The 24190-nt window shown below is 67.6% G+C and carries 23 protein-coding genes; 12 read left to right on the top strand and 11 right to left on the bottom strand.

What is annotated here, in order from left to right; translation table 11 throughout:
• Positions 1-3 precede the first annotated feature (3 nt).
• The 4 genes from IFS44_RS01975 to IFS44_RS01990 form a co-directional block, all read right to left on the bottom strand.
• Positions 4-546, bottom strand: coding sequence for a hypothetical protein (locus tag IFS44_RS01975; protein WP_244649826.1), 543 nt, complete (start codon positions 544-546; stop codon positions 4-6).
• A 264-nt stretch (positions 547-810) separates the two neighbouring features.
• Positions 811-1119: a hypothetical protein gene (locus IFS44_RS01980; protein ID WP_192097293.1), complete on the bottom strand. Its 309-nt coding sequence runs from the start codon at positions 1117-1119 to the stop codon at positions 811-813.
• Positions 1120-1212: 93 nt separating this feature from the next.
• Entirely contained in the window at positions 1213-2004 is a 792-nt protein-coding gene (locus IFS44_RS01985; RefSeq protein ID WP_031393946.1) for a transglutaminase-like domain-containing protein, read from the bottom strand.
• 82 nt (positions 2005-2086) lie between these two features.
• Positions 2087-2836, bottom strand: coding sequence for a Bax inhibitor-1/YccA family protein (locus tag IFS44_RS01990; RefSeq protein ID WP_031440668.1), 750 nt, complete (start codon positions 2834-2836; stop codon positions 2087-2089).
• A gap of 119 nt (positions 2837-2955) precedes the next feature.
• On the opposite strand from IFS44_RS01990, the gene thpR reads away from it, so the two are divergent.
• Positions 2956-3558: an RNA 2',3'-cyclic phosphodiesterase gene (thpR, locus tag IFS44_RS01995; RefSeq protein ID WP_192097294.1), complete on the top strand. Its 603-nt coding sequence runs from the start codon at positions 2956-2958 to the stop codon at positions 3556-3558.
• A 12-nt stretch (positions 3559-3570) separates the two neighbouring features.
• Complete coding sequence (locus tag IFS44_RS02000) at positions 3571-4107, top strand: superoxide dismutase family protein (protein ID WP_192097295.1); 537 nt, start codon at positions 3571-3573, stop codon at positions 4105-4107.
• Between the two features lie 42 nt (positions 4108-4149).
• Here IFS44_RS02000 and IFS44_RS02005 read toward each other — a convergent pair whose 3' ends face one another.
• The 3 genes from IFS44_RS02005 to IFS44_RS02015 form a co-directional block, all read right to left on the bottom strand.
• Positions 4150-5748, bottom strand: a complete 1599-nt coding sequence (locus tag IFS44_RS02005) for a spinster family MFS transporter (protein WP_192097296.1) — start codon at positions 5746-5748, stop codon at positions 4150-4152.
• 81 nt (positions 5749-5829) lie between these two features.
• Positions 5830-6693 (bottom strand): hypothetical protein, encoded by an 864-nt coding sequence (locus IFS44_RS02010; RefSeq protein ID WP_192097297.1) that lies wholly within the window; start codon positions 6691-6693, stop codon positions 5830-5832.
• An 11-nt stretch (positions 6694-6704) separates the two neighbouring features.
• The gene (locus IFS44_RS02015) at positions 6705-7901 is read right to left on the bottom strand and encodes a TIGR04063 family PEP-CTERM/XrtA system glycosyltransferase (RefSeq protein WP_192097298.1); all 1197 of its coding nucleotides are present in this window, start codon (positions 7899-7901) and stop codon (positions 6705-6707) included.
• Between the two features lie 48 nt (positions 7902-7949).
• Between IFS44_RS02015 and IFS44_RS02020 the strand changes: the two genes are divergently transcribed.
• Genes IFS44_RS02020 through IFS44_RS02030 form a run of 3 tightly spaced genes read left to right on the top strand, consistent with a single transcriptional unit; the run spans position 7950 to position 10598 of the window.
• Entirely contained in the window at positions 7950-8174 is a 225-nt protein-coding gene (locus tag IFS44_RS02020; RefSeq protein WP_206757809.1) for a hypothetical protein, read from the top strand.
• Positions 8167-9510 (top strand): putative O-glycosylation ligase, exosortase A system-associated, encoded by a 1344-nt coding sequence (locus IFS44_RS02025; protein ID WP_192097299.1) that lies wholly within the window; start codon positions 8167-8169, stop codon positions 9508-9510. The genes IFS44_RS02020 and IFS44_RS02025 overlap by 8 nt, the downstream gene beginning before the upstream one ends.
• Positions 9507-10598: an acyltransferase family protein gene (locus tag IFS44_RS02030; RefSeq protein WP_192097300.1), complete on the top strand. Its 1092-nt coding sequence runs from the start codon at positions 9507-9509 to the stop codon at positions 10596-10598. The genes IFS44_RS02025 and IFS44_RS02030 overlap by 4 nt, the downstream gene beginning before the upstream one ends.
• A gap of 35 nt (positions 10599-10633) precedes the next feature.
• Here IFS44_RS02030 and IFS44_RS02035 read toward each other — a convergent pair whose 3' ends face one another.
• Entirely contained in the window at positions 10634-11197 is a 564-nt protein-coding gene (locus IFS44_RS02035; protein ID WP_107933286.1) for a type 1 glutamine amidotransferase domain-containing protein, read from the bottom strand.
• Positions 11198-11283: 86 nt separating this feature from the next.
• Here IFS44_RS02035 and IFS44_RS02040 point away from each other — a divergent pair, with 86 nt between their 5' ends.
• Together IFS44_RS02040 and IFS44_RS02045 are read left to right on the top strand one after the other, a co-directional pair.
• The gene (locus IFS44_RS02040) at positions 11284-12315 is read left to right on the top strand and encodes a DNA topoisomerase IB (RefSeq protein WP_244649828.1); all 1032 of its coding nucleotides are present in this window, start codon (positions 11284-11286) and stop codon (positions 12313-12315) included.
• 11 nt (positions 12316-12326) lie between these two features.
• Positions 12327-13502, top strand: a complete 1176-nt coding sequence (locus IFS44_RS02045; RefSeq protein ID WP_192097301.1) for a mechanosensitive ion channel family protein — start codon at positions 12327-12329, stop codon at positions 13500-13502.
• A gap of 319 nt (positions 13503-13821) precedes the next feature.
• On the opposite strand, the gene putA is transcribed toward IFS44_RS02045, so the two are convergent.
• Positions 13822-16872 (bottom strand): bifunctional proline dehydrogenase/L-glutamate gamma-semialdehyde dehydrogenase PutA, encoded by a 3051-nt coding sequence (putA, locus tag IFS44_RS02050; RefSeq protein ID WP_244649888.1) that lies wholly within the window; start codon positions 16870-16872, stop codon positions 13822-13824.
• Between the two features lie 133 nt (positions 16873-17005).
• Between putA and IFS44_RS02055 the strand changes: the two genes are divergently transcribed.
• The 3 genes from IFS44_RS02055 (at position 17006) to IFS44_RS02065 (ending at position 19256) form a co-directional block, all read left to right on the top strand.
• Entirely contained in the window at positions 17006-17464 is a 459-nt protein-coding gene (locus tag IFS44_RS02055) for a MaoC family dehydratase (protein ID WP_082451336.1), read from the top strand.
• 52 nt (positions 17465-17516) lie between these two features.
• Entirely contained in the window at positions 17517-18695 is a 1179-nt protein-coding gene (locus IFS44_RS02060; RefSeq protein WP_192097303.1) for an acetyl-CoA C-acyltransferase, read from the top strand.
• Between the two features lie 78 nt (positions 18696-18773).
• Positions 18774-19256 carry a pyridoxamine 5'-phosphate oxidase family protein gene (locus IFS44_RS02065; RefSeq protein ID WP_031394543.1) on the top strand — a complete coding sequence of 161 codons (483 nt, stop codon included), beginning with the start codon at positions 18774-18776 and terminating at the stop codon, positions 19254-19256.
• Between the two features lie 69 nt (positions 19257-19325).
• Here the strand turns inward: IFS44_RS02065 and IFS44_RS02070 are convergent, their stop codons facing one another.
• Complete coding sequence (locus IFS44_RS02070) at positions 19326-20558, bottom strand: polyhydroxyalkanoate depolymerase (protein WP_192097304.1); 1233 nt, start codon at positions 20556-20558, stop codon at positions 19326-19328.
• A 185-nt stretch (positions 20559-20743) separates the two neighbouring features.
• On the opposite strand from IFS44_RS02070, the gene IFS44_RS02075 reads away from it, so the two are divergent.
• Positions 20744-22519, top strand: coding sequence for an ABC transporter transmembrane domain-containing protein (locus tag IFS44_RS02075; protein ID WP_192097305.1), 1776 nt, complete (start codon positions 20744-20746; stop codon positions 22517-22519).
• Here IFS44_RS02075 and IFS44_RS02080 read toward each other — a convergent pair.
• Positions 22516-22866 carry a TfoX/Sxy family protein gene (locus IFS44_RS02080; protein WP_192097306.1) on the bottom strand — a complete coding sequence of 117 codons (351 nt, stop codon included), beginning with the start codon at positions 22864-22866 and terminating at the stop codon, positions 22516-22518. The two genes, IFS44_RS02075 and IFS44_RS02080, sit on opposite strands and share 4 nt — an antisense overlap.
• 101 nt (positions 22867-22967) lie before the next feature.
• Here IFS44_RS02080 and IFS44_RS02085 point away from each other — a divergent pair, with 101 nt between their 5' ends.
• A complete protein-coding gene (locus IFS44_RS02085) occupies positions 22968-24125 on the top strand; it encodes a saccharopine dehydrogenase family protein (protein WP_192097307.1) in 1158 nt (385 codons plus the stop codon).
• Positions 24126-24190 lie beyond the last annotated feature (65 nt).

Here is a 24190-nt window from a genome sequence, read left to right on the forward strand (position 1 = left end):
CGCTCAGGTCGCGAGCGACGTCCCGCTGTCGACCTTTTCCACCCAATAGGGAAAGAAGACCGGCTCGCGGCTTGACCAGCCAGACGCGGTCGCCGCGGCTTCGCTGATCGACTGGAGCAGCTTGCGGCGCAGTTCGGGATGGAGATGCGGCAACGCCGCCGCCGCGCAGAAGGCGGATGGCAACCAGGGTCGGACATCCGCGCCGGCAAGCCGCTCGTACAGGAACCGGAAGGCGGAAAAGCTCGTCAGCCGCCCCTGTCCCAGGTCGAACGCGGCCAGCGTCACCAGTTTTCCCAGGAAACGGTCCGCCCCGCCAAGTCCCGCATCCTCGGGCAGAAGCTCGCGAACATCGTCGAGGCCAAGATAGAGCCGCGCCTGTGCGCGGATGCTGGCCTCCTCGACGACGTCGCGCGACCAGCGCGTCATCGCATCCTCGCGGTCGAGGCCGACATCGAGCGAGCGCCGGATGTAGCGCTGCGTCGCGCTGGAAAAGCCTGCGAATTCCTTCATCTCGGCGAGCGTCGTGATGCCCTTTGCCGGTTTCATCCGTGAAGCCATATTGTCACCCCGCCTTGCTGCAAGTAACAGGCGTTCCCATGCATTTGGGGCAGAGGATGGTCCCTAACGCATCGTCACGTCACAATTATAAGCGACCATGAAATCTGTTGCGCTGCAACACGCAATGCGACCAGTCGAGGCCAGGCATCAAAGTTTTCGCCAAGGGCGGTATTTACGCAACAATCGAACTTGGGACGTCGGAGCGCCGCCCGCGCCCGGCATCGGCCGGGCGCGAGCAGACCCCAGGATAGATCAGCCGTTCTTTTCGGCCAGCTTTCGTTCTGCTTCCGCATCATAGCCGGACGACGGCGCCGGCCCCTGATTGTGCACCGGCTGAGTCGAGGCGGGCGGATCGCTCGCATCCATCGACTCGTCGAGCGCATTGTCGAGACGCGCATCGTTGCTCGACGGGTTCTTCTGCAGCCGCTTGCCGATCGACTTGTCCTGACCGGCCTCCTGGCGCGGGTCGCGGCCATCGGTCCGGCCGGTGACAGCATCGCCATCCTGCCCATCCGGTGCCACCGACAGGCTGTCGAGCGCGCGTTTGTCGATATCGGTCATGTCGAGACTCCTGTGAAAATCGTTACGGACGCAAACGGTTCAGCACGCCCGGTGTTCCTGCTCCTGCGACGAGCGACTCGCGTCGCGACCCGGTCACGCGGTTTCGTCGTCGAGCGCGCGGACCCGGACGGTCTGCGTCCAGAGCGTCGCCTGCCCGAACACCGTCATGAACGCGATGTCGGTGGCGTCGCGCCCGATGCAGACACGCGCGATATCGCCGCACGATGCCATCCCCGTCGGATCGACCAGCCGCCACGCGCCATCGAGCCAGAGCTCGGCGACCGCGTGGAAATCGGGCGGATCGACTCCGGGCGCATAGGCCGAGACGCACCGGGCCGGGATCCCCCCCGCGCGTGCGAGCGCGACCAGCAGGTGCGCATAGTCGCGGCACACACCCGACCTCGACGCGAAGGTGTCGAGCGCGGTCGTCTCGCCCGAACTCGATCCCATCCTATAATCGAGCGCGTTGCCGACCCACGCACTCAGCGCCGCCGCCAGCGCACCGCCGTCAAGCCCGGGAAACTCGCGCGCGACGAACCCCTCGAACCGGTCCGACTGGCAATAGCGGCTTGGCATCAGATAGGCGGTGACGTCGCCGGGCAGCAGCCGCGGCGGCGTGGTGCCATAGGCGCCGAGCGCGACGACCGGCCGCTCGACCTTCACCACCGCGCGGTACGCCGCGGTAAGCCTGCCATGTCCCCGCGCCCAGCAGCGCTGGCCGATGCCGTCCTCGCCCGGCACCGCGCGGATCGGGCTGTCCGACCAGATCGTCAGCGATTGTTCCTCGATCCGCTGGTCGGGCATCGCCGCCGCCTCGATCTGCAGCAACACGTCGGCGTCGCCGGCAATTCCATAATCCAGATGAACGTCGATCGAGAGACGCATTGTGGTCTTAAATCCTGGCCAGGATGCAAAAACGGCCCGGCGGTTTCCCGCCGGACCGTCACTGAGAGAAGGTGCGAAGCGCTTAGTTGCGGCTGCTGCCGAACAGGCGAAGCACGAACATGAACATGTTGATGAAGTCGAGATACAGGCTCAGCGCCGACATGATCACGACCTTGCCGACCATGTCCGTACCCGCGACCTGCATGTACAGGCTCTTGGTACGCTGCGTGTCATAGGCCGTCAGACCTGCGAACAGCAGCACGCCGACGCCGCTGATGACCAGCTGCATGACACCCGACTGGAGGAAGATGTTGATGATGCTCGCCACCAGCAGACCGACGACGCCGATGATCAGGAACGTCCCGAACGCCGACAGATCGCGCTTCGTGGTATAGCCGTACAGGCTCAGACCGGCAAAGCCGGCAGCCGTCGCGAAGAACGCGCTGGCGATCGACGTGCCGCTATAGACCAGGAAGATCGTCGACAGCGACAGACCCATCAGGATCGCAAAGCCCCAGAACAGCATCTGCAGCGTCGCGGTGCTCATCCGGTTCTGGCCGAAGCTCATGCCGAACACGATCGCGAGCGGCGCGAACATGATGACGTACTTCAGCGGACCGCCGCCCATGAACACCTGTGCGGCAGGCGACGATGCACCGCCCCAGGCGAACAGAAGCGCGACGATGCCGGTCAGCAACACGCCCGAGCCCATATAGTTATAGACCGACAGCATGTACGAGCGGAGACCCGCGTCATACGCTGCCGAACCGGTGGTGGTGGCCGTCGCTCCGAACGGCGCGGCACGAGGCCGGGGATCAGACCAATTAGCCATTGAAATTACAACTCCTCTATCCGGCCACATGCCGGTTGCGTGCAACATCGGTGCTGGAAGGACGATTTTCAAGCGGAGACGTTCCCAATTCGGGGTGATCGGCGCTATGATTCCTGCCGATGTTACGCCTGTTTCTCGCGCTCCGCCCGCCCCTCGACATCCGCGAACAGCTGTTCGACCTGATGGACGGGATCGGCGGTGCGCGCTGGCAGGATGACGAGCAGCTCCACGTCACGATCCGCTTCCTTGGCGAGGTCGATCCGCGTCTGGCCGACGACATCGTGACCGAGATCGACCGGCTCCGCCTGTCGCTGACGCCGGCGGCGCCAACGGTGGCGCTGCACGCGGTCGGCCAGTTTGCGAGCCGGGGGCGTACCGACACCCTCTGGGCGGGCGTCACCCCGCACGCCGCGCTCACCGCGCTGCACCGCAAGGTCGATCAGGCGGTGGTCCGCGCCGGGCTTCCCCCCGACCGCCGCGCCTATCTGCCGCACGTCACGCTCGCGCGGCTGCCGCGGTCGCTCGGCACGTCGCCGGAGATCGACGGCTGGATCGCCCGCCATGCCGGGCTCGCCAGCGCGCCGTTTGCGATGACCCACCTGACGTTGTACCAGAGCCACCTCGGCCGCGACGGTGCCTGGTACGAACCGCTGCTGCGCTGGCCGCTCGAACCCGACACCGGAACCGCCGGCGACTTTGGCGGGTTCGCGTCGGATCAATAGGGAGAGACGGACATGCGGATTGCAACATTTGCGCTGGTCGGTGCAGCAGCGCTCGGGCTGGCGGCCTGCGATCAGAAGGGGCTCGAGACCGGGACGCCGGTCGCAGGCGGGCAGAGCGCGCGCGCGATGCTGATGAACGCCGCCGGGGTCGATGTCGGCCGGGCGACCGCGACCGACGTCGCGGGCGGACTGCGCTTCACCGTCGATGCCAAGGCGCTGCCGCCGGGCACGCACGGCGTCCACATCCACACGACCGGTCGCTGCGACGCGCCCGACTTCACGACCGCCGGGGGCCACTGGAACCCGACATCGATGAAGCACGGGTCGATGAACCCGCAGGGGCCGCATGAGGGCGATCTGCCCAACCTGATCACCGGCACCGACGGCCGCGGCACGGTCGGCGTCACGATCCCGGGCGCGACCATGGCCGGGCTGCTCGATGCCGATGGTTCGGCGTTCGTGGTCCATGCCGGTCCCGACGATCTGATGACCGATCCGTCCGGCAACAGCGGCGGCCGCATCGCCTGCGGCGTGTTCCAGCCGAGCTGAACCACTTAGCCTAGCCATGACATCCTCAACGAGGGGCCATGGCTAGGCGACCTCCCCCGCCGCCCGGGCCCGCGCCTCGCGCGAAGCCTCGGCGGCGGGGACCAGCCGGTACGCCGCCACGGCTGTGGCCAGCGTGATCGGCACGCTGACCAGCAGCGACAGCATCCCGACCGACAGGCTCCCGCTGAGCGTCGAGATGCGGCCCGCCAGATACGGCCCGAGCGCCAGCCCGATCAGGGTCGTCCCGATGAAGAAGGTCGCGGTCGCCGTCCCCCGCATCCGCGGCAACACCAGGTCCTGGGTCGTCGCCGCCGCAGCACCGAGCGCACAGCTCGCGGTAATCTGCGCGAGGAAGATCCCGGCATAGAAGGGCAGCGGCGCCGACGCGGTGAAGGCGAGGCACAGGAACGGCACCGGCACTACCGCGCCAAAGATCACCACCAAGAGCCGCCCCGCCGGGTTGGTCCGCCGCAACCGGTCGGACATGACCCCGCCCATCGTCAGCCCGAGAAACCCCGCAAGCGCGCCCAGCCCGCCGAGCAGGAACCCCGCGCTCGACGGCGTCGCGCCGAGCACGCGCAGCGCATAGGGCGCCGCCCAGAAGCTCGCCGCATAGCTCAGAAACGCGTTCAGGCCATAGGCGACGACCGTGCACAGGAACGCCGGAGTACCGATGATCAGCGCGAAGGTCGGCGGATCGCGGCGGCGCAGCGCACAGGCCCAGGAGAATACGGCATAGACGCCGGTCCCGATCGCCACCCATTGCGGCCAGGGTTCGCCCGCTGCCACCAGCCCGACAACCGCCAGCGTGACGATCGCCAGCCCGGCGAGGTTGACGACGAACGCCCCGACCCCGCCCATCGCCGCACCGATCAGCGTCAGCGGCGGTACGATCGTCAGCAGCTCGCCGGCAAAGGCGCGGAACGGTGCGGGGTGCGGCGCCGGTTCGGGAAGCCCCTCGACATGCCCGCGGATGGGTTCCCTCAGCGTCGCGATCCAGATCGCAAGCAGCAGCCCCGGGATGCCGACCGCCATGAACGCCGCCTGCCACCCGACCAGCCCGAACGGCCCGCCCCCCGGATAGGCCCGGTTCCAGCCCTGCACGATCGCCCCGCCGATGAACAGCGAGCAGCCGCCACCGACATAAAGCCCGGCCGAATAGATCGACAACGCGGTCGCGCGCAGCCTTTTGGGGAAATAATCGGAGATCAGCGAATAGGCCGACGGGCTGGCGGTCGCCTCGCCGATGCCGACGCCGATCCGCGCCGCCGCGAGATGCCCGCCGGTCCGCGACAGGCCGGACACCGCCGTCATCACCGACCAAAGCGTCAGGCCGATCGTCATCAGCCGCACCCGGTGCCAATTGTCCGCAAGCCGCCCGAGCGGAATGCCGAACAGCGCATAGAAGACCCCGAAAGCGGTCCCGTAGAGGAACCCGAGATCCTGGTCCTTCAGCCCCAGATCGCGCTTTATGTCCTCGGCAAGGATCGAGATGATCTGCCGGTCGACGAAGTTGAGTACATAGACCAGGAACAGGATCGACAGCACATACCAGCCATAGCGGGTCGCCCCCGCCTGCCCGTCAGGCTCCGCCGTCGGCGGCGCTTCTTCGAACTTCGATTGATCCGCGACCTGCGCCATGACCCCTCCGACCGTCGTTTTCGAGCAATCGGTATCAGAGGTTTCTTCGTATCGACAGCGGTTTCACGCGGTCGCGGTATGTCAGCCCGATGTCGCCTGACGCCGCCGGGTCGCACCCTGCTCCAGCCGCCGCAACAGCGACTCGATCGAAGGCGGTGACGGCGATGCAGCCGGCGCCGGCGTATCGACCAGACGCGGCTCATGCCGCGCCGCGCCGTTGACGGCCCCAGCTGACGGTGGAACCGGCGATGGCGCCGACCAGGCCACCGAGACCCGAGGCGCAACCGGCTCGCTGACCATGATCGGGACCGTCGCAGCCTCCACCGGCTCGTCGATCGCGACGGATGCGTCGGCTAATGCTTCGACCCGCTCCTCGTCTTCCACCGGAGCGGCTGGCGCGACCGGCGCCGCCTCCGCCTGCACCAGCGGCGTCACCGGCCGGATCGGCGCCATCGGCACCGGCAGGATCGCATGCGGGTCGAACGCCGCGAGCGGCTGGTCGAGGTCCGCGGGGATCGACCGCTCGAGCGTGACCGGGTTCGCCGCGGTCACCTCCATCATCGGCGTGCCGAGATCGGCGGCGGTCATCGGCCGGCGTGGCGGCGCGTCAGGGTGCGCATCGGCCCGGCGGACGACTGGCACGCCGTCGTCGCGGCGACGCGGCGGACGCACCAGCAGGCCCCCCGGCCCCACCAGCAGGAACAGCGCCGACCAGGTCACCGCCGCGCCGATGACTGCGGTGGCCAGCGCGAGGACGACGCGCGCTGTCGTCCCCAGCGGAGGCTGTGCGGCGGGGATCAGCGCGGCGACGCCGGTCCGCCAGACCAGTTCCTCGAGCAGCGTCCCCGGCATCGCGACGAAGCCAATGATCGCGGCGACCGCGACGAGCAGCGCGGCGGCGACGGGAAGGTGGCGGATCGGGGACTGTCGATGGAATTCGGTCATGCCATGGTCCGTCATTCAGCCTGTATCAGCCGATGGTAAAGCGGTTCGTAACGCAAAATGTTTGACGACCAGTTACGGTCGCCCTCGACGAACGCCCGCGCGCGCTGGCGGCGCGACGGCCAGTCCGCGCGATCGTCGAACATCCCCGCCAGTGCCGCCGCGATCGCTGGCGGATCGTCGGGTGGGAACAGCGTGCCCGTATCCCCGTCACGAATCAACTCGCGGTGTCCGCCCACGTCTGACGCGGCCACCATCCGCCCCTGCGCCATTGCCTCGAGCGGCTTGAGCGGCGTCACCAGATCGGTCAGCCGCATCCGCTTGCGCGGATAGGCGAGGATGTCGATCAGCCCGTAATAGCGCTCGACCTCGGCATGCGGCACCCGGCCGACGAAATGGATCGCGTCCGCGACCGGCGAGGCCGCGGCCTGCGCCGCCAGCGCATCCGCCATCGGCCCGCCCCCGACCAGCAGCAGCCGCGCGTCCGGCCGTGCGGCGACCAGCGCGGGCATCGCCGCGATCAGGTCGTCCAGCCCTTCGTAGTCATAGAAGCTGCCGATGAAGCCGACCACGTCCCTGCCGTCGAGCCCCAGCGTCGCCGCCAGCGCGTCGTCGCGCGGCGGCACCGCCCCGAACAGCGTCAGGTCGACGCCGTTGGGCGACACCATGATCTTGCCCCCGTCGATCCCGCGCGCGATCAGGTCGTTGCGCAGCCCCTCGCAGATCACCGCGACGCCGTCGGCACGGCCGACCGCCCAGGTCTCGAGTGCACGCGTCGTGCGATAGGCGAGCGATCCCTCGGTCCCGGTCCCGTTGCCGACCGCGGCATCCTCCCAGAACGCCCGGATCTCGTAGACCAGCGGCAATTTGCGCCGCCGCGCGACGATCAACCCCGCCAGCGCATCGAGCACCGGCGAATGCGCGTGCAGGATATCGGGGCGAAAGGCATCGACCGCCGCCTCGATCCGCCGGGCAAAGGCGCGGATCCCGGCAATTTCGCCCAGCGGCCCCGACCGGCGCGTCGCCGGCGTCCGGTGGAAGGTCAGCCCGTCGACCGACTCCACCGCGGCGGCGGCCGGACCATGACGCTGCCCGGTCACCGCCGCGACCGTCCAGCCGCGCGCCTCCTGCGCCTTGAGGATCGCCCGCGTGCGAAAGGTATAGCCGCTCTGCAGGGGCAGGCCGTGGTCGAGGATATGAAGAATGCGCATCGTGAGTAGCGTGTTGCCATGACAGCGCTTAACGGCGCGTCAACCGCCATGGCCTATGCCGCTGCGACGGACACGGGCGGCAACGGGACCGCGCAGACACGGAAAGGCGGGCCGATGATCGACAATTTCGCGCTGGGCCTGACGCACGGCCTGATGATGATCGCCGCGATCCTGCTCCTGCGCCGCCCCGATCTCGATTCCGAGCCGAAATCCGACGACGATCGCACGGGTACCGACACGCTCGACCGTGACGGACGCCGCCCGCGTGCGTGATCTCGCCTTCATCGCCTTTCTGGCTGCGATCTTCGCGCTGGGGTTCCGGCGTCCGTTCCTGCTCGTCCTCGCCTATGTCTATATCGACATCGTCTCGCCGCAGCGGCTGACCTATCTGCTGCTCAACACCGTCCCCATCTCGCTGATCGCGGTCGCGCTGGCGGTCGGCGGCTGGCTGATCGCCGACGACAAGCGCGACACCCGCGTCGCGCCGCGTCAGCTGCTGATCGTCGTGCTGCTGCTCTATTGCTGGGCGACCACGCTCGCCGCGGACTTCCCGATCGAGGCGAAGGACAAATGGGACTGGGTCTGGAAGGCGCTCGCCTTTGCCGCGTTCCTGCCGCTGACGCTGCGCACCCGGCTCCGGATCGAGGCGCTGCTGCTGTTCATGATCCTATCGGCGGCCTCGATCATCATCGTCGGCGGGATCAAGACGATCGCCAGCGGCGGCGGCGGTTACGGCCAGCTGAACCTGATGGTCGACAATAATTCGGGGCTCTACGAAGGCAGCACGATCAGCGCGGTCGCGGTCGCGATCATCCCGATCATCATCTGGTTCATGCGCTACGGGACGATCTTCAGACCCGACTGGCGCGTGCGCGGCTTCTGCGTCGCGCTCGTCTTCGCCTGCCTGCTGATCCCGGTCGGCACCTCGACGCGCACCGGTCTGCTCTGCATCGCGCTGCTCGCGGTCCTGTCGCTGCGCGTCGTCAAGCGCAAGGCGCTGTATCTGGCGGGGCTCGGCGCACTCGGGCTGATCGCGATCCCCTTCCTGCCCTCGACCTTCACCGACCGCATGAACACGATCAAGACCTACCAAGCCGACGAATCCGCCTCGACCCGGATCGCGGTGTGGCAGTGGACGATCGACTATGCCAAATCGCATCCGTTCGGCGGTGGGTTCGAGGCCTATCGCGGCAACCGCATCCGCTACGACCTCGCCGGCACCGGTGCTGCCACGCCGGGCCGTGTCGAGGAAGACAAGGCGCGCGCCTATCACAGCGCCTATTTCGAGATGCTGGGCGAACAGGGCTATTTGGGGCTCGCGCTATGGCTGGTCCTCAATCTCGGCGGCCTCGTCCGGATGGAGATATTGCGCCGCCGCTACCGTGATCCGGAGGGGCAGTTCGCCTGGGCCGGCCCGCTCGCCGCCGCATTGCAGAGCGGCCATCTCGTCTATCTGCTCGGCGCGGCGTTCATCGCGATCGCGTTCCAGCCGTTCATCTACATGTTGATCGGTGCGCAGATCGGGCTCGACACCTATCTCGGGCGCAAGCGCCGTGACGCGAGCTTCCGCCCGATGCGACGCCCCGCCCCCGGCCCCCTGCCGGCATGAGCGAACTGAGGGCGCTGACGGGCGCGCGCGGCGTCGCCGCCTGGTTCGTCGTGCTGTTCCATCTCCGCGCCGTGCTCGGCGTGTCCGACGGCGTGCAGCGTTTTCTCGCCAAGGGCTATCTCGCGGTCGACTTCTTCTTCCTGCTCTCGGGCTTCGTGATCTGGCTGAGCTATGCCGACCGGATCGCCGTGCAGCGCTGGCGCGCCATCCCCGGCTTCCTGCGCCGCAGGGTCGCGCGGATCTGGCCGCTCCATCTCGTCATGCTCGGTTTCGCGCTGCTGATCGTCGCCGCGCTCGCGCTGACCGGACGCCCCCCTGACCCGCGCTTCCCGCTCGACCGGTTGCCGGTACATATCCTCCTGCTTCAGAACTGGCCGATGACGCGCGACTGGTTCGGCGTCACCGCGCTCGACTGGAATGATCCCGCCTGGTCGATCTCGAGCGAGATGTTCGCCTATCTCGTCTTCCCGCTGCTCCCGCTCGTCATCGACTGGCGACGCGTCCCGACACCGGGCCTGATCGCGGCAATCGCGGTCGCGCTGGGCCTGCTCGCTTACGTGATGCGATCGAACGGCATGACGACGCTCGGCCAGGCGATCCCCTGGTTCGGCATCCTGCGCTGCGTCACCGAATTCGCAGCAGGCACCGCGGTCGCGGCCCTGTGGCTGCGCCACCACAAACAGCCCCGGCGCGCACTCGTCGCAGCAGTGTGCGTCAGCAGCCTGGGCTTTGCGAGCTTCGCAACCGGCCTCGTCAACGAGATCGTCGCGATACCCGCCGCACTCGCGGCACTGCTGCTCGCCATCGCACTGACCTCGAACCGCCCCCGCAACCCGCTCGCCTCCTGGCCACTCCACCGGCTCGGCGAAATCAGCTTTTCGACCTATCTCAGCCATTCGCTGCTCTGGACCGCGTTCAAGATGGCGTTCGTCGCCAGCGCGGTCGCGGTCCCGCCGCTCCTGATCGGCGCGCTTCTCATCGCGATCCTGCTCGCCTCCCTCGCGCTGTACCACGGCGTCGAGCGGCCCGTGCAGGCCTGGATCAACCGCTTTGGCCAAGCAAAGAAAAGGGGCCAGCAAACACGCTGACCCCCGGGTATCTCGTCGCCTTTGGCCGTCGGCCGTCAGTCGACCGGCTCGTCCGCCAATTCTTCCTCGAGCGCCGCGATGATCGCCTTGTTGAACGCAGGGATGTCGTCGGGCTTGCGGCTGGTGATCAGATTGTCGTCGACCACGACCTCCTCGTCGACCACCTCCGCGCCGGCATTCTCCAGATCGGTGCGGATCGACGGAAAGCTCGTCAGCCGGCGCCCGTCGATCACGTCCGCCTCGGCCAGCAGCCAGGGCGCGTGGCAGATCGCGGCGACGATCTTGCCGTCCTCCATGAACTCGGTGATGATCTCGATCGCGCGCTCCTGGACGCGCATCGCGTCCGGGTTGGCGACGCCGCCCGGCAGCACCAGCGCGTCGTAATCGTCGGTATCGACCTCGTCGAGCGTCAGCTCGGGGGTGATCGTCTCGGCCTTGTTGATGTCGCCCTTCATGCCCTGGATCGGGTCGGTCTTTATCGACGCGAGCGTCACCTTCGCGCCCACCGCCTCGAGCGCCTTCTTGGGTTCGAACAGCTCGACGGTCTCGAAACCGTCGGTGGCGAGGATCAGAATGCGTGCCTGGGAAAGATCGGCCATGTCATGTCTCCAGTGAAATCCCGTGCCCCCTCAACCCCGCGCCGCGCGGGTCGTTCCGGAACGATGCGCCCGCCCGAACATTTCGAATGTCGGCCGGAAGGAACGACGCATTGCCCAGCAGACTCGTATATTCAGATGACAGCAAGCCCGGCATTTCCCGCCGCAAGATGCGCGCCGGCTGGGGCTATTGGGACGCATCGGGCACCCGCATCACCGACCGCGACGAGATCGACCGGCTGAACGCGGTCGGCCTGCCCCCCGCCTACAGCAACGCCTGGTTCTGCCCGAAGCCCAATGGTCATATCCAGGCGGTCGGCTGGGACGAGAAGGGTCGCAAGCAATATCGCTATCACGCCGGCTTCCGCGAGGCGCAGGACGCCGCGAAATACGAGCGCTGCGCCGATTTCGGTCTCGCCCTCCCCAAGCTGCGCAAGGCGGTAGAGGCCGATCTGCGCAAACGCTCGCTCAGCCGCGACCGTGCGGTCGCCGCGGTCCTCCGCCTGCTCGACGGCGGGCATATCCGCATCGGGAACGAGGCCTATGCCGCCGCGAACGAGAGCTTCGGCGCGACCACGCTCCGCAAGCGGCACGGCGCGGTGAAGGGCGCCACGCTCCGGCTCGAATATAAGGGCAAGTCGGGCAAGATGCGCACGCTCAAAATCACCGATCGCTCGCTCAGCAGCTTCGTGAAGAAATGCCAGGACCTCGACGAACAGCATCTCTTCGCGTGGCTCGACGATGACGGCGTCGCGCATCCCGTCACTTCGAGCGACGTCAACGCCTATATCCAGGCGGTCACCGGGACCGATTTCACCGCCAAGCACATCCGCACCTGGGCAGCCAGCGTCGCCGCGTTCGAGGCGCTTGCCTCGGCAGAGCGCGATCTCAGCCTCAAGGCGATGCTCGAGCCGGTCGTCGCGCGGCTCGGCAACACGCATGCCATCGCGCGGAAAAGCTATGTCCACCCCGCCCTGATCGACCTCGTCAAACAGGGCCAGTCGACCTTCCGCAAGGCGCTCCGCCTCCCGCGCGCCAAGCGCTATCTCAGCCGGGAGGAATGCGGCCTGATCGCCTTCCTCGAAGCCGGCACGCCCGCGACCATCGCCGTCGCGGCCTGACGAGTATCCAGATGTCCAATACGAACAGCGTCGCCAAGGCCCCGATCTTCAACGCGAGCGATGTCGGCAGCCAGGCACAGGGCTTCGTCACCGCCAGCCTCGCCTGGGTCCAGGCCTATTGGCTGCAGATCCTGATCGCGTTCGGCGCCGGCGCGCTGATCGTCCTTGCGCTCCACACCGCCCGGCGTTTCGGCAGCCGGCTGTGCGAACGGCCGCGCGCGCTCAACGGCTGGGGGATCGTCGTCGGCAAGGCGGTCTCGCGGACCAGCAACTTCTTCATCGTCATGCTCGCTGCCAAGCTCGTCGACGGCTATTCCGCCGCACCGGGCGAGGTCGCGACTACGGTCAACTTCCTCTTCACCGTTGCCGCGGTGTTCCAGGTCGCGGTCTGGGTGCGCGAGATCATTCTCGGCGCGATCGAGCACCGCACCCAGTCCGAGCATTATTCGGGTGAGGCTCTGCTGTCGGCGATGGGGCTGATCCGCCTGCTCGTCACCTTCGTCGTGTTCGCGGTCGCGATGGTCGTCGTGCTCGACAATCTCGGCGTCAACGTGACCGGCCTGGTCGCAGGCCTCGGCGTCGGCGGCATCGCGATCGGTCTGGCCGCGCAGGGCATCTTCGCCGACCTGTTCGCCGCGCTCGCGATCATCTTCGACCGCCCGTTCCGCCGCGGCGATTCGATCAGCTACGACACCGCCTCGGGCAGCGTCGAGGCGATCGGCCTGAAATCGACCCGCATCCGCGGTATCGACGGCGAGGAGCGCGTGATCTCGAACAAGAACCTCCTCAACAAGGAGATCCTCAACAACACGCAGCGCAACCATCGCCGTGCGAAGTTCATCATCGGCGTCACCTATTTCACCCCCGCCGAAATCTGCGCGCGCATCCCCGACATGCTGAAGGACGTGGTCGAGGCGCAGGGCAAGATCTTCGTCCGCGCAGGCTTCACCGGCTTCGGCGCATCGAGCCTCGATTTCGAGGTCCAGTTCGACAGCGACGGCCCCGACTATGCCAGCTTCTACAACGGCCGCACCGCCGTCGGCATCGCCATCCTCCAGCGCTTCAACGACGAGAAGATCGAGATCGCCTTCCCCACCCAGGTCAACCTCACCGCCGCCCCGGACGGGTCGATGGTGATGCCATTCCCGGAGGTGAAACATTCGCGCGCGGATACACCCTCCACCTGACGCCGCCCCCGGGTCTGAAGGTAATCGCCACGCCAACCCATTACACCTCCCCGGCGAAGGCCGGGGCCCAGTTGGCGAGGCCGCAGTAACGGAACGCACCCGTCGTCAATAACGTCCTCCAACTGGGCCCCGGCCTCCGCCGGGGAGGACGAAGGAAGCGCGGCACGTCTCATACAAGATAAAGCCCACACCCCTTCGTCATCCCCGCGAAGGCGGGGATCCATATACTCGACGGGTCGAGATAGCCCTCACCGCCAGCCAGTATGGATCCCCGCCTACGCGGGGATGACGAGGAGAAAGTGGATAGGCGCCCCCCCCCTCAGATCCCCCCCTCATCCAGCGACAGCAACGTCGCATTCCCGCCCGCCGACGTGGTATCGACCGACACCGCCCGCTCCGCACAGAAGCGGTAGAGATAGCGCGGCCCGCCCGCCTTCGGCCCGGTCCCCGACAGCCCCTCGCCGCCGAACGGCTGCGAGCCCACCACCGCACCGATCATCGACCGGTTGATGTACAGGTTGCCGACCGCCGCCTCGGCCTCGATCACCTCGGCCGCGCGCGCGATCCGGCTGTGCAGCCCCATCGTCAGGCCGTAGCCCTTGGCGTTGACCCGCGCGATCGTCTCGCTCAGCTTGCCCGCCTCCCAGGTCGCGACATGGAGGATCGGCCCGAACCACTCCTCGTTCAGATCCTCGATCGCGCCGATCCGCACCAAAGTCGGCGGCACGAACAGGCCGTCTGAGGGCACGTCGAGCGTCTTGACGGTCTTCGCCGCCACCCGCGCGCGATACGCCATCAGCCGGTCATAGGCGGCCTGGTCGATCACCGGCCCGACATCGGTCGCCGGATCGCCCGCACGGCCGATCCTCAGCGTGTCCATCGCGCCCGACAGCATCTCGATCACGCCGTCCGCGATATCCTCCTGCACCAGCAGCAGCCGCAGCGCCGAGCAACGCTGCCCCGCCGAGCGGAAGGACGAGGCGATCACGTCCGCCACGACCTGCTCGGGCAGCGCGGTCGAATCGACGATCATCGCGTTGATCCCGCCCGTCTCCGCGATCAGCGGCACGATCGGCCGGCTGTCGTCCTCGAGCAGTGCGCGTGCGATCTTGCGCGCGGTCGCGGTCGACCCCGTGAACGCCACGCCCTGGATCCGCGCGTCCGCGGTCAGCGCCGCACCGACCTCCGGCCCGCCCGTGACCAGGACCAGCCCGTCGGCCGGCACGCCCGCCTCATGCGCGAGTTCGACCGCCCGCGCGGCGATCCGCGGCGTCTGCGGCGCGGGCTTGGCCACCACTGCATTGCCCGTGACGAGCGCCGCCACCGTCTGCCCCAGGAAGATCGCCAGCGGGAAGTTCCACGGCGCGATCGTCGCCCAGACGCCGCGCCCCTCGATATGCAGCATGTTGCGCTCGCCGGTCGGCCCCGGCAGTTCGATCGGCTGCAGCTTCGCGCGCGCCTGCTGCGCATAATAGCGGCAGAAATCCACCGCCTCGCGCACCTCGCCGATCGCGTCGGGGATCGTCTTGAACGCCTCCTGCACACAGATCGCCATCAGCTCGTCGCGATGCTTCTCGAGCAGGTCGGCCAGCCGGTCGAGACACGCCGCGCGCTCCTCGACCGGCGACCGCGACCAGCCCGGGAACGCCGCATGCGCGCGGGTGATGGCGGCCGTAACCTGATCCCCGCCCAACCCTGGTGCTCCCCCCCGGCGCAGGCCGGGGTCCAGTTGGGAAGGCTGCCGTGACGAAGCGCCGTCCTCGGCCACGTCACCGCTCCCGATTGGGCCCCGGCCTTCGCCGGGGTGGCGGCCTGACGCAGCGACCGGCGCATTCACCACCTTAACAGTCGCCGCCAGCGTATCCACGTCACTCAGATCGAGCCCCGCCGAATTCCGGTGCCCGCCCGCCCCGAACAGGTCGACCGGCAACGGTATGCTCGGATGCCGCTTGCCCCCGACCGCAGCGATCTTCGCCACCGGATCCGCGAGGATCTCCCCCTCGGTCAGTCGCTCATCCGCCAGCTGATGCACGAAACTCGAATTCGCGCCATTCTCCAGCAGACGCCGGACGAGATAGGCGAGCAGGTCGCGGTGCCCGCCAACCGGCGCATAGACGCGGCAGTGATAGCCGTTCTCCTGTACCAGCCGCTCGTACAGCCCGTCGCCCATGCCGTGCAGCCGCTGGAACTCGAAATCGCGGCTGTTGCCCGCCCATTCCATGATCGTCGCGACCGTCAGCGCATTATGGCTCGCAAAGGCCGGCCGGATATTCTCCGCCGCCAGCATGTCCTTGGCGACCGCCAGGTAGGACACGTCAGTCGCCGCCTTGCGCGTGAACAGCGGATAGTCCGCCAGCCCCTCGACCTGCGTCCGCTTGATCTCGCTGTCCCAGTACGCGCCCTTGACCAGCCGCACGTTCATGATCCGGTCGAGGCCGTTCGCCCACGCGATCACCGGCCGCGCGCGCTTGCCATACGCCTGCACCGCCATGCCGAACCCGTCCCAGCCCTTCAGCGACGGCAGCCCGGCGACCGTGCCGATGATGTCGAGGCTCATCTCCAGCCGCTCGGACTCCTCCGCATCGACGGTCAGCGCGATGCCCTTCGACGCCGCCTGCACCGCCAGCGCCTCGAGCATCTCGGTCAGCGCGGGCACGCACTCGCTCCACCGCGCGACCTCGTAGCGCGGGTGCAACGCGGACAGCTTGACCGAGATCGAATGCCCCGCCGCCGGATCGCGCCCGACCGCGTCGACCGCACCGACATAGGCCTGGAAATAGCGCTGCGCATCGGCATGCGTCCGCGCCGCTTCGCCCAGCATGTCGAAGCTCGCGGTGAACCCCTTGTTCTCGGGCCGCCGCATCCGCTTCATCGCCTCGTCGATGGTCCGGCCCATCACGAAGATCTCGCCCATCATCTTCATCGCGGCACCGACCGCCTGCCGCACGAACGGCTCGCCCGCCCGGCTGATCAGCCGGCGCAGCGGCCCGGTCGCACCCTCGCCGACCAGCACGCGGCCGACCACCAGCCCCCAGGTCGCCGAATTGACGAGCTTCGAATTCGACTTGCCCGCATGCGCACGCCAGTCGGCATCGCCCAGCTTGTCGGCGATCAGCAGGTCCGCGGTCTCGGGATCGGGCACGCGCAGGAACGCCTCGGCCAGCGAGAGCAGCGCGACCCCTTCCGACGAATTCAGTCGATATTCCTGGAGGAACTGGTTCACCCAGCCCTTGCTCTGCGCCGCGCGAAGGTCGGCGAGCAGGCCGAGCGCATGACCCATCACCCGCTCACGCGAATCCGAATCGAGCGCGGCACGCTCCAGCAGCGGTTTTAGAACATCGGGTTCGCTTGCGCGGTACAGCTTTGCCATGGTGTTACGGGCATTGGACGTTACGGCAGTCGACATTTTCCAGCTTCCGGTTGGGTGAGGCTTGCGGTCGGCCAGCCTGTACGCCTAGAGACGTCGCTGCGCTTAGCGCCAAACAGGCTAGGAGGGGAATGCCGTGGCGACGATCACCACTGCCGAGATGCAGAACCGCGTCGGCACCGAGACGCTGTCCGACTGGGTCGAGGTCACGCAAGGCATGATCGACAAATTCGCCGACGCCACCGGCGACCATCAGTTCATCCATGTCGATCCCGCCCGCGCGGCGCAGACGCCGTTCGGCGGGACGATCGCGCACGGCTTCCTCACGCTCTCGCTGATGCCGCTCCTGTCGTCGAAGATCCCCGACGCACCGACCATCGAGGGCGCGAAGATGGGCGTCAATTACGGCGGCAATTCGGTCCGCTTCCTCACGCCCGTCCGCTCGGGATCGAAGGTCCGCGGCCGCTTCAAGCTGCTGTCGTTCGACGAGAAGCGCCCCGGCCAGTGGCAGCAGACCAACAGCTTCGCGGTCGAGATCGAGGGCCAGGACAAGCCCGCCCTGATCGCCGAATGGATCAGCCAGGTTTTCGTTTGATACCGCTCCCCTCCCGCTTGCGGGAGGGGACTTCAGAAAAAAGGATAGCATCATGCGTTCAGCCGTCATCGTCTCCACCGCCCGCACCCCGATCGGCCGCGCCTATCGCGGTGCATTCAACAACACCCCCGCGCCGACGCTCGCCTCGCATTCGATCAAGGCTGCGGTCGAACGCGCCGGGATCGACGGAGGCGAGGTCGACGACGTCGTCTTCGGCTGCGCGCTGCAACAGGGGCATCAGGCGGGCAATATCGCGCGCACCTCGCTGCTCCGCGCCGGGCTGCCGACGACGGTCAGCGGCATGTCGCTCGACCGCCAGTGCGCCAGCGGGCTGATGGCGATCGCCACCGCCGCCAAGCAGATCATCACCGACCAGATGGACATCACCATCGGCGGCGGGGTCGAGAGCATCAGCCTCGTCCAGACGCCGCAGATGCGCGTCGCCCCCGATCCCGAACTGCTCGCGATGCACCGCGACGTCTATATGCCGATGCTCCAGACCGCCGAAGTCGTCGCCAAGCGCTACGGCATCACGCGCGACGCGATGGACGCCTATGCACTCCAGTCGCAGCAGCGCACCGCCGCCGCGCAGGCCGCGGGCTATTACGATGCCGAGATCGTCCCCGTCACCGCGAACATGGCGATCGTCAACAAGGAAACGAAGGACGTCTCCTACAAGGAGGTGACGATCGCCCGCGACGAGGGCAACCGCGCCGACACGACGCTCGAGGGTCTCCAGTCGCTCAAACCCGTGATGGGCCCCGACATGACGATCACCGCAGGCAACGCCAGCCAGTTGTCCGACGGGTCGTCCGCCTCAGTGCTGATGGAGGAAAAGATCGCGTCGCAGCGCGGGCTTCAGCCGCTCGGCCGCTATATCGGCATGGCGGTCGGCGGCACCGAACCCGACGAGATGGGGATCGGCCCGGTCGTCGCGATTCCCAAGCTGCTCAAGCGCTTCGGCCTCAAGATGGACGATATCGGCCTGTGGGAGCTGAACGAGGCGTTCGCGGTCCAGGTCCTCTATTGCCGCGACACGCTCGGCATTCCCGACGAGCTGCTGAACGTCAGCGGCGGCGCGATCTCGATCGGCCATCCCTACGGCATGACCGGCGCGCGCGCGACCGGCCATGCGCTGATCGAGGGCAAGCGGCGCGGCGCAAAGCATGTCGTCGTGACGATGTGCGTCGGCGGCGGCATGGGCGCGGCGGGCCTGTTCGAGGTGCTGTGATGGTCGCGGGGCGGCGGTGGCAACCATCCTCCGCCCCGCCCGTTCTCTGTGGCAATCCAAGCCAATAGGAGAACGACGATGGCCGACAAGGATACCCCGCAGGAAGTCGCGAACACCTTCCTCGACAAGCTGAAGTCCAGCCCGTTCGTGATGATCGGCCTCGACGACGGCCAGCATTCCGAGCCGATGACCGCGCAGCTCGACGACGATCAGCCCAACGTGCTGTTCTTCTTCGCCGGTCGCGACAACCGCATCGCCAAGGGCGGCGCGGCGATGGCGCAGTTCGTCGGCAAGGGGCATGATTTCTTCGCGTGCATGGCCGGCACCGTCTCGCAGATGAACGATCGTACGCAGATCGACAAGCTGTGGAACAACCAGGTCGAGGCCTGGTTTCCGGGCGGCAAGGAAGACCCCAACCTCACGCTGCTGCGCTTCGACATCAACAGCGCGGAACTCTGGGAAACCGACATTTCGCTGACCGGACGCGTCAAGATGCTGTTCGGCGGCACGATCACGTCGAGCGAGTCGAGCAGCCACGCAGTCGTCGACTCGGTCGGCTGACCCAGATACCGATCGTGACCGCCGGTTTCAGGACCGGCGGTCGCGATTGACCTTTATACTGGCGGATTCTTATCCGTTCGCGGTGATGAACTCCTCGACCACCGGCGCAATCGTGTTGCGCCAGCGCGAGCCGTTGAAGATCCCGTAATGACCGGCCCCCTCGGCGATCAGATACCGCTTCTTTGCCTCGGGAAGAGCGGTCGCCAGCGACAGCGCCGCCTTGGTCTGCCCCAGCCCCGAAATATCGTCGCGCTCGCCCTCGATCGCCAACAGGCCGATATCGGTGATCGCCGCCGGATCGACCGGACGCCCGCGGTGCGTCAGCAACCCGCGCGGCAGCGCGTGGGTCTGGAACACCACGTCGATCGTCTGCAGATAGAATTCGGCGGTCATGTCGCAGACCGAGCGATATTCCTCGTAAAATCCCTTGCTCGCCATCGCGCTCTCGCCGTCGCCCTGGACGAGATGCTTATACATCTCCCAATGCGAGACCATGTGGTTGCCGAGGTTCATCGACATGAAGCCGGCAAGCTGCAGGAAGCCTGGATAGACCTTGCGCCCCGCACCCGGATAATTCGCCGGCACCGTCGCGATGACATTCTGTTCGAACCACGTATGCGGACGCTCGGTCGCCAGCGTGTTGACCGCGGTCGGTGCCTCGCGCGTATCGACCGGCCCGCCCATCAGCGTCAGCGTCTTCGGCCGACACGGATTGCCGTCCGCGCTCATCAGCGCCGCCGCGGCATAACAGGGCACCGACGGCTGGCAGACCGCCAGCATATGCGTGCCGCCCTGCCCCTCGTTCGCACCGATCGCCTCGAGGAACGCGATCACATAGTCGATATAATCGTCGAGATCGAACCGCCCGGCGGACAGCGGCACGCTGCGCGCGTCACGCCAGTCGGTGATGTACACATCGGCGAACGGCAGCATCCGCTCGACCGTGCCGCGCAGCAGAGTCGCATAATGCCCCGACATGGGCGCGACGATCAGCAGCTTGGGTCCGCCCTCGACGCCCTCCCGCACGAACCGCTTGAGCTGGCCGAAATCCTTGCGCAGCACGATCTCCTCACGGACCGCGAATTCGCGTCCGTCGATGATCGTGTGGTCGAGGCCGAACGCCGGCTTTCCGCGAGTCGCATTGACGTGCGCGAACACCTCCAGCGCCGATCCGACGACCGCGCCGCCGCCCAAATAGGCGAATGGGTTTGCTGGATTGTTCAGCATTCCCGCCCCGAAACTGGCCATTCTGCTGGCACCTGCCATCATCGACCGCTGAAATTCATAGGCATCGTAGAGCATTCGGTATCCTCTACCCCAAAAGGGGTTAACATTTCCGTAACGCAATTATGCTGCCGCGCAACAGAGCATTGCCGGGACGCAGGCGCGCGCGTGTCCCAATCCCGTGCGCGTCCTGCTCGTCCAACGTCCCGGCCGTCATGCGGTTGCCGTTGAGCGTGACCCTCGCCACTGCTAGGCGATCCGCCATGGCCAAGCCGATACTCGACGAAAAGACGCCCCGCCGGATCGGCGACCTCGCAATGGTGTGGCGACACGCCGCGAACTACCCGCGCCAGATCACCTTTGCGGGGCTCGCGCTGGTAACCACCTCGGCCGCGACGATCGGCATACCCTATGGCTTCAAGCGGGTGATCGACCGCGGCTTCGGCCCGGGCGCGAGCGGATCGGTCGGGACCTCGTTCCACTATCTGCTTATGATCGTCGTCGTGCTCGCGGTCGCGACCGCGGTGCGCTTCTATTATGTGTCATGGCTCGGCGAACGAGTCGTCGCGGACATCCGCACCACGGTCCAGCGTCACCTGCTCACCCTGACGCCGCGCTTCTTCGAGGAAAATCGCCCGTCGGAGATCGCCTCGCGGCTGACCTCGGACACCGCGCTGATCGACCAGGTCGTCGGCAGCACCGTCTCGATCGCGCTGCGCAACACCTTCACCGGGGTCGGCGGGCTGATCTATCTGTTCGCGATCTCGCCCAAGCTCGCCGGGCTGCTGATGATCGGCATCCCCCTGATCGTCCTGCCGATCGCGCTGCTCGGCAAACGCGTCCGCAACTATTCGCGCACCTCGCAGGACCGCGTCGCCGATGTCGGCTCGATCGCCACCGAGACGCTCGGCGCGATGAAGGTCGTGCAGGCGTTCGGGCAGGAAGACCGCGAGGCGACCCGCTTCGGTGACGCGGTGCGCGCGACCTTCGCTGCGGCGCGTGCGCGGATCCTGTTGCGCGCGATCATGACCGCGATCGTCATCGGCCTGCTGTTCGGCTCGATCACGCTGGTGCTGTGGGAAGGCGCGGTCGACGTCGCCGCCGGGCGGATCAGCGGCGGCGCGATCGCCGCCTTCGTCCTGACCGGCGGGATCGTCGCCGGCGCGTTCGGCGCGCTGACCGAGGTCTATGGCGACCTGCTGCGCGGCGCGGGTGCCGCCGGGCGGCTGTCCGAACTGCTCCGCGAAACGCCCGAGATCGCGCCGCCCGCCGCGCCCGTCGCGCTGCCGCAGCCGTCGCGCGGTGCGCTCGCCTTCGAGGGCGTCCAGTTCCATTACCCCACCCGTCGCGACGTCGCCGCGCTCAACGGCTTCTCGCTCGACATCAAACCGGGCGAGACGGTCGCGGTCGTCGGCCCCTCGGGCGCGGGCAAGACCACCTTGTTCCAGCTCGTCCAGCGCTTCTACGATCCCGATGCGGGCCGCGTGACGCTCGACGGCGTCGACCTGCGCGACGCCGATCCCGCCGCGGTCCGCGCCCGGATCGCGATGGTGCCGCAGGAGACGGTGATCTTCGGCGCATCGGCGCGCGACAATCTCCGCTATGGCGACTGGACCGCGAGCGACGACCAGCTCTGGGCCGCCGCCGAGGCCGCCAACGCGGCCGAATTCCTCCGCAAACTCCCCGAGGGCCTCGACACCTTCCTCGGCGAAGGCGGCGCGCGGCTGTCGGGCGGTCAGCGTCAGCGCGTGACGATCGCGCGCGCGCTGCTCCGCGACGCCCCGATCCTGCTGCTCGACGAGGCGACCAGCGCGCTCGACGCGGAGAGCGAACGGCTCGTCCAGGAGGCTTTGGAACGGCTCATGGCGAACCGCACCACGCTCGTCATCGCGCACCGCCTCGCAACCGTCCGCGCCGCCGAACGGATCATCGTAATGAACGACGGCCAGATCGTCGAGGAGGGCTCGCACGGCGCGCTGATGACCAACAGCGGCCTTTATGCCCGGCTGGCCAGCCTGCAGTTCAACGACGCGGCCTAGCCCTTCGGCGGTTTCGCCCGCTTGGGCTTGGGCAGCGGCAGTTCGGCGGCCGAGATCCGGACGATCTCGGCCATCCAGTCGGCATCGTCCCAGCGATCCGCGTCGATCACCAGGCACGGTTTCGCCCCCGGATAGGGCGATGCTTCCTCGATCGGCGCGCCGTCACTGCCCGCGAACGCGCGCCCGCCCGGGGTCGGCTTGAGGAACAGCCGGTCGTCGCAGACCAGCGCCACCATCCGCCCGTCGCAATAGACGCCATATTCGCCGAACATCGGCCGCGCGGCGACCTCGCCCGCGGCGGCGATCTGCTCGACGATGAACGCGACGATGCTCGGGTCGGAGGCCATTGCCCGATCCTGCCAGATCCGCCCCGCCTTGACGAGACGCGGCGTTTCGCTTGCGGGGCGGCGCCGGTCGGGGCAGACTTGCGGCAAAACGGGAGATGGACATGCGCGACTTCGACATCGTCATCTATGGCGCGACCGGCTTCACCGGCCGGCTGGTCGCCGAATATCTGGTCCAGACCTATCCGACCGGCCTGAGCTGGGCGATGGCCGGGCGGTCGCGCGCCAAGCTGGAGGAGGTTCGTGACCTGATCGGCGCACCCGCCGACACGCCGCTCATCACCGCCGACTCGGCCGATCCGGCAAGCCTGCGCGCGATGGTCGAGCGCGCGACCGTCGTGATCTCGACCGTCGGGCCCTACCAGCTCTACGGCTCCGACCTCGTCGCCGCCTGCGCCGCATCGGGCACCGCCTATGTTGATCTGTGCGGCGAGCCCGCCTGGATGCGCCACATGATCGACGCGCACGAGGGGGAGGCCACGCGCACCGGCGCCCGGATCGTCTTCTCCTGCGGCTTCGACAGCATCCCGTTCGATCTCGGCGTGCTCACGCTCCAGGAGGCGGCCAGGGCGCGCTACGGCGGCCTTGCGCCGCGCGTGAAGGGCCGCGTCCGGACGATGAAGGGCACCTTCTCCGGCGGCACCGCGGCCAGTCTCAAGGCGACGCTCGCCGCCGCCGCGCGCGATCCCGGTATCGTCAAGCTGCTGACCAGCCCGTTCGCGCTTACCCCGGGCTTCACCGGGCCGCATCAGCCGACCGGGCTGCTCCCCGAATATGACTCGACGCTCCAGACCTGGGTCGCGCCGTTCGTGATGGCGCCGATCAACACCAAGAACGTCCACCGCACCAATTTCCTGCTCGGCAAGGCCTATGGCGCGGACTTTGTCTATGACGAGATGATGGTCGCGGGGCTCGGCGACATGGGCAAGGCCGCGGCCGAGGCGATCGCGAAGTTCAATCCCTTCGCCGGCGACAAGGGCCCGAAGCCCGGCGAAGGCCCCTCCAAGGCCGAACGCGACGAAGGCCATTACGACCTGCTGTTCGCAGGGATCATGCCCGATGGCAGCCGCATCGACACCGTCGTCACCGGTGATCGCGACCCGGGCTATGGATCGACCAGCAAGATGATCGCGGAGGCGGCGATCTGCCTCGTGCGCGATGTCGCGGGCGATGGCGGCATCTGGACGCCGGGCGCGCTGATGGGCGCCAAACTGCGCGACCGGCTGATCGCGCATGCCGGGCTGACCTTCGTCTCCAGCTGAGCGATCGCGGCGTAAACATTTGATATAAGGGTGATCGCGCCCTATCTGAACGGGGGATTACAAAG

This window comes from Sphingomonas sp. CFBP 13706 (genome assembly GCF_014842355.1).
Classification (GTDB): domain Bacteria; phylum Pseudomonadota; class Alphaproteobacteria; order Sphingomonadales; family Sphingomonadaceae; genus Sphingomonas; species Sphingomonas aerolata.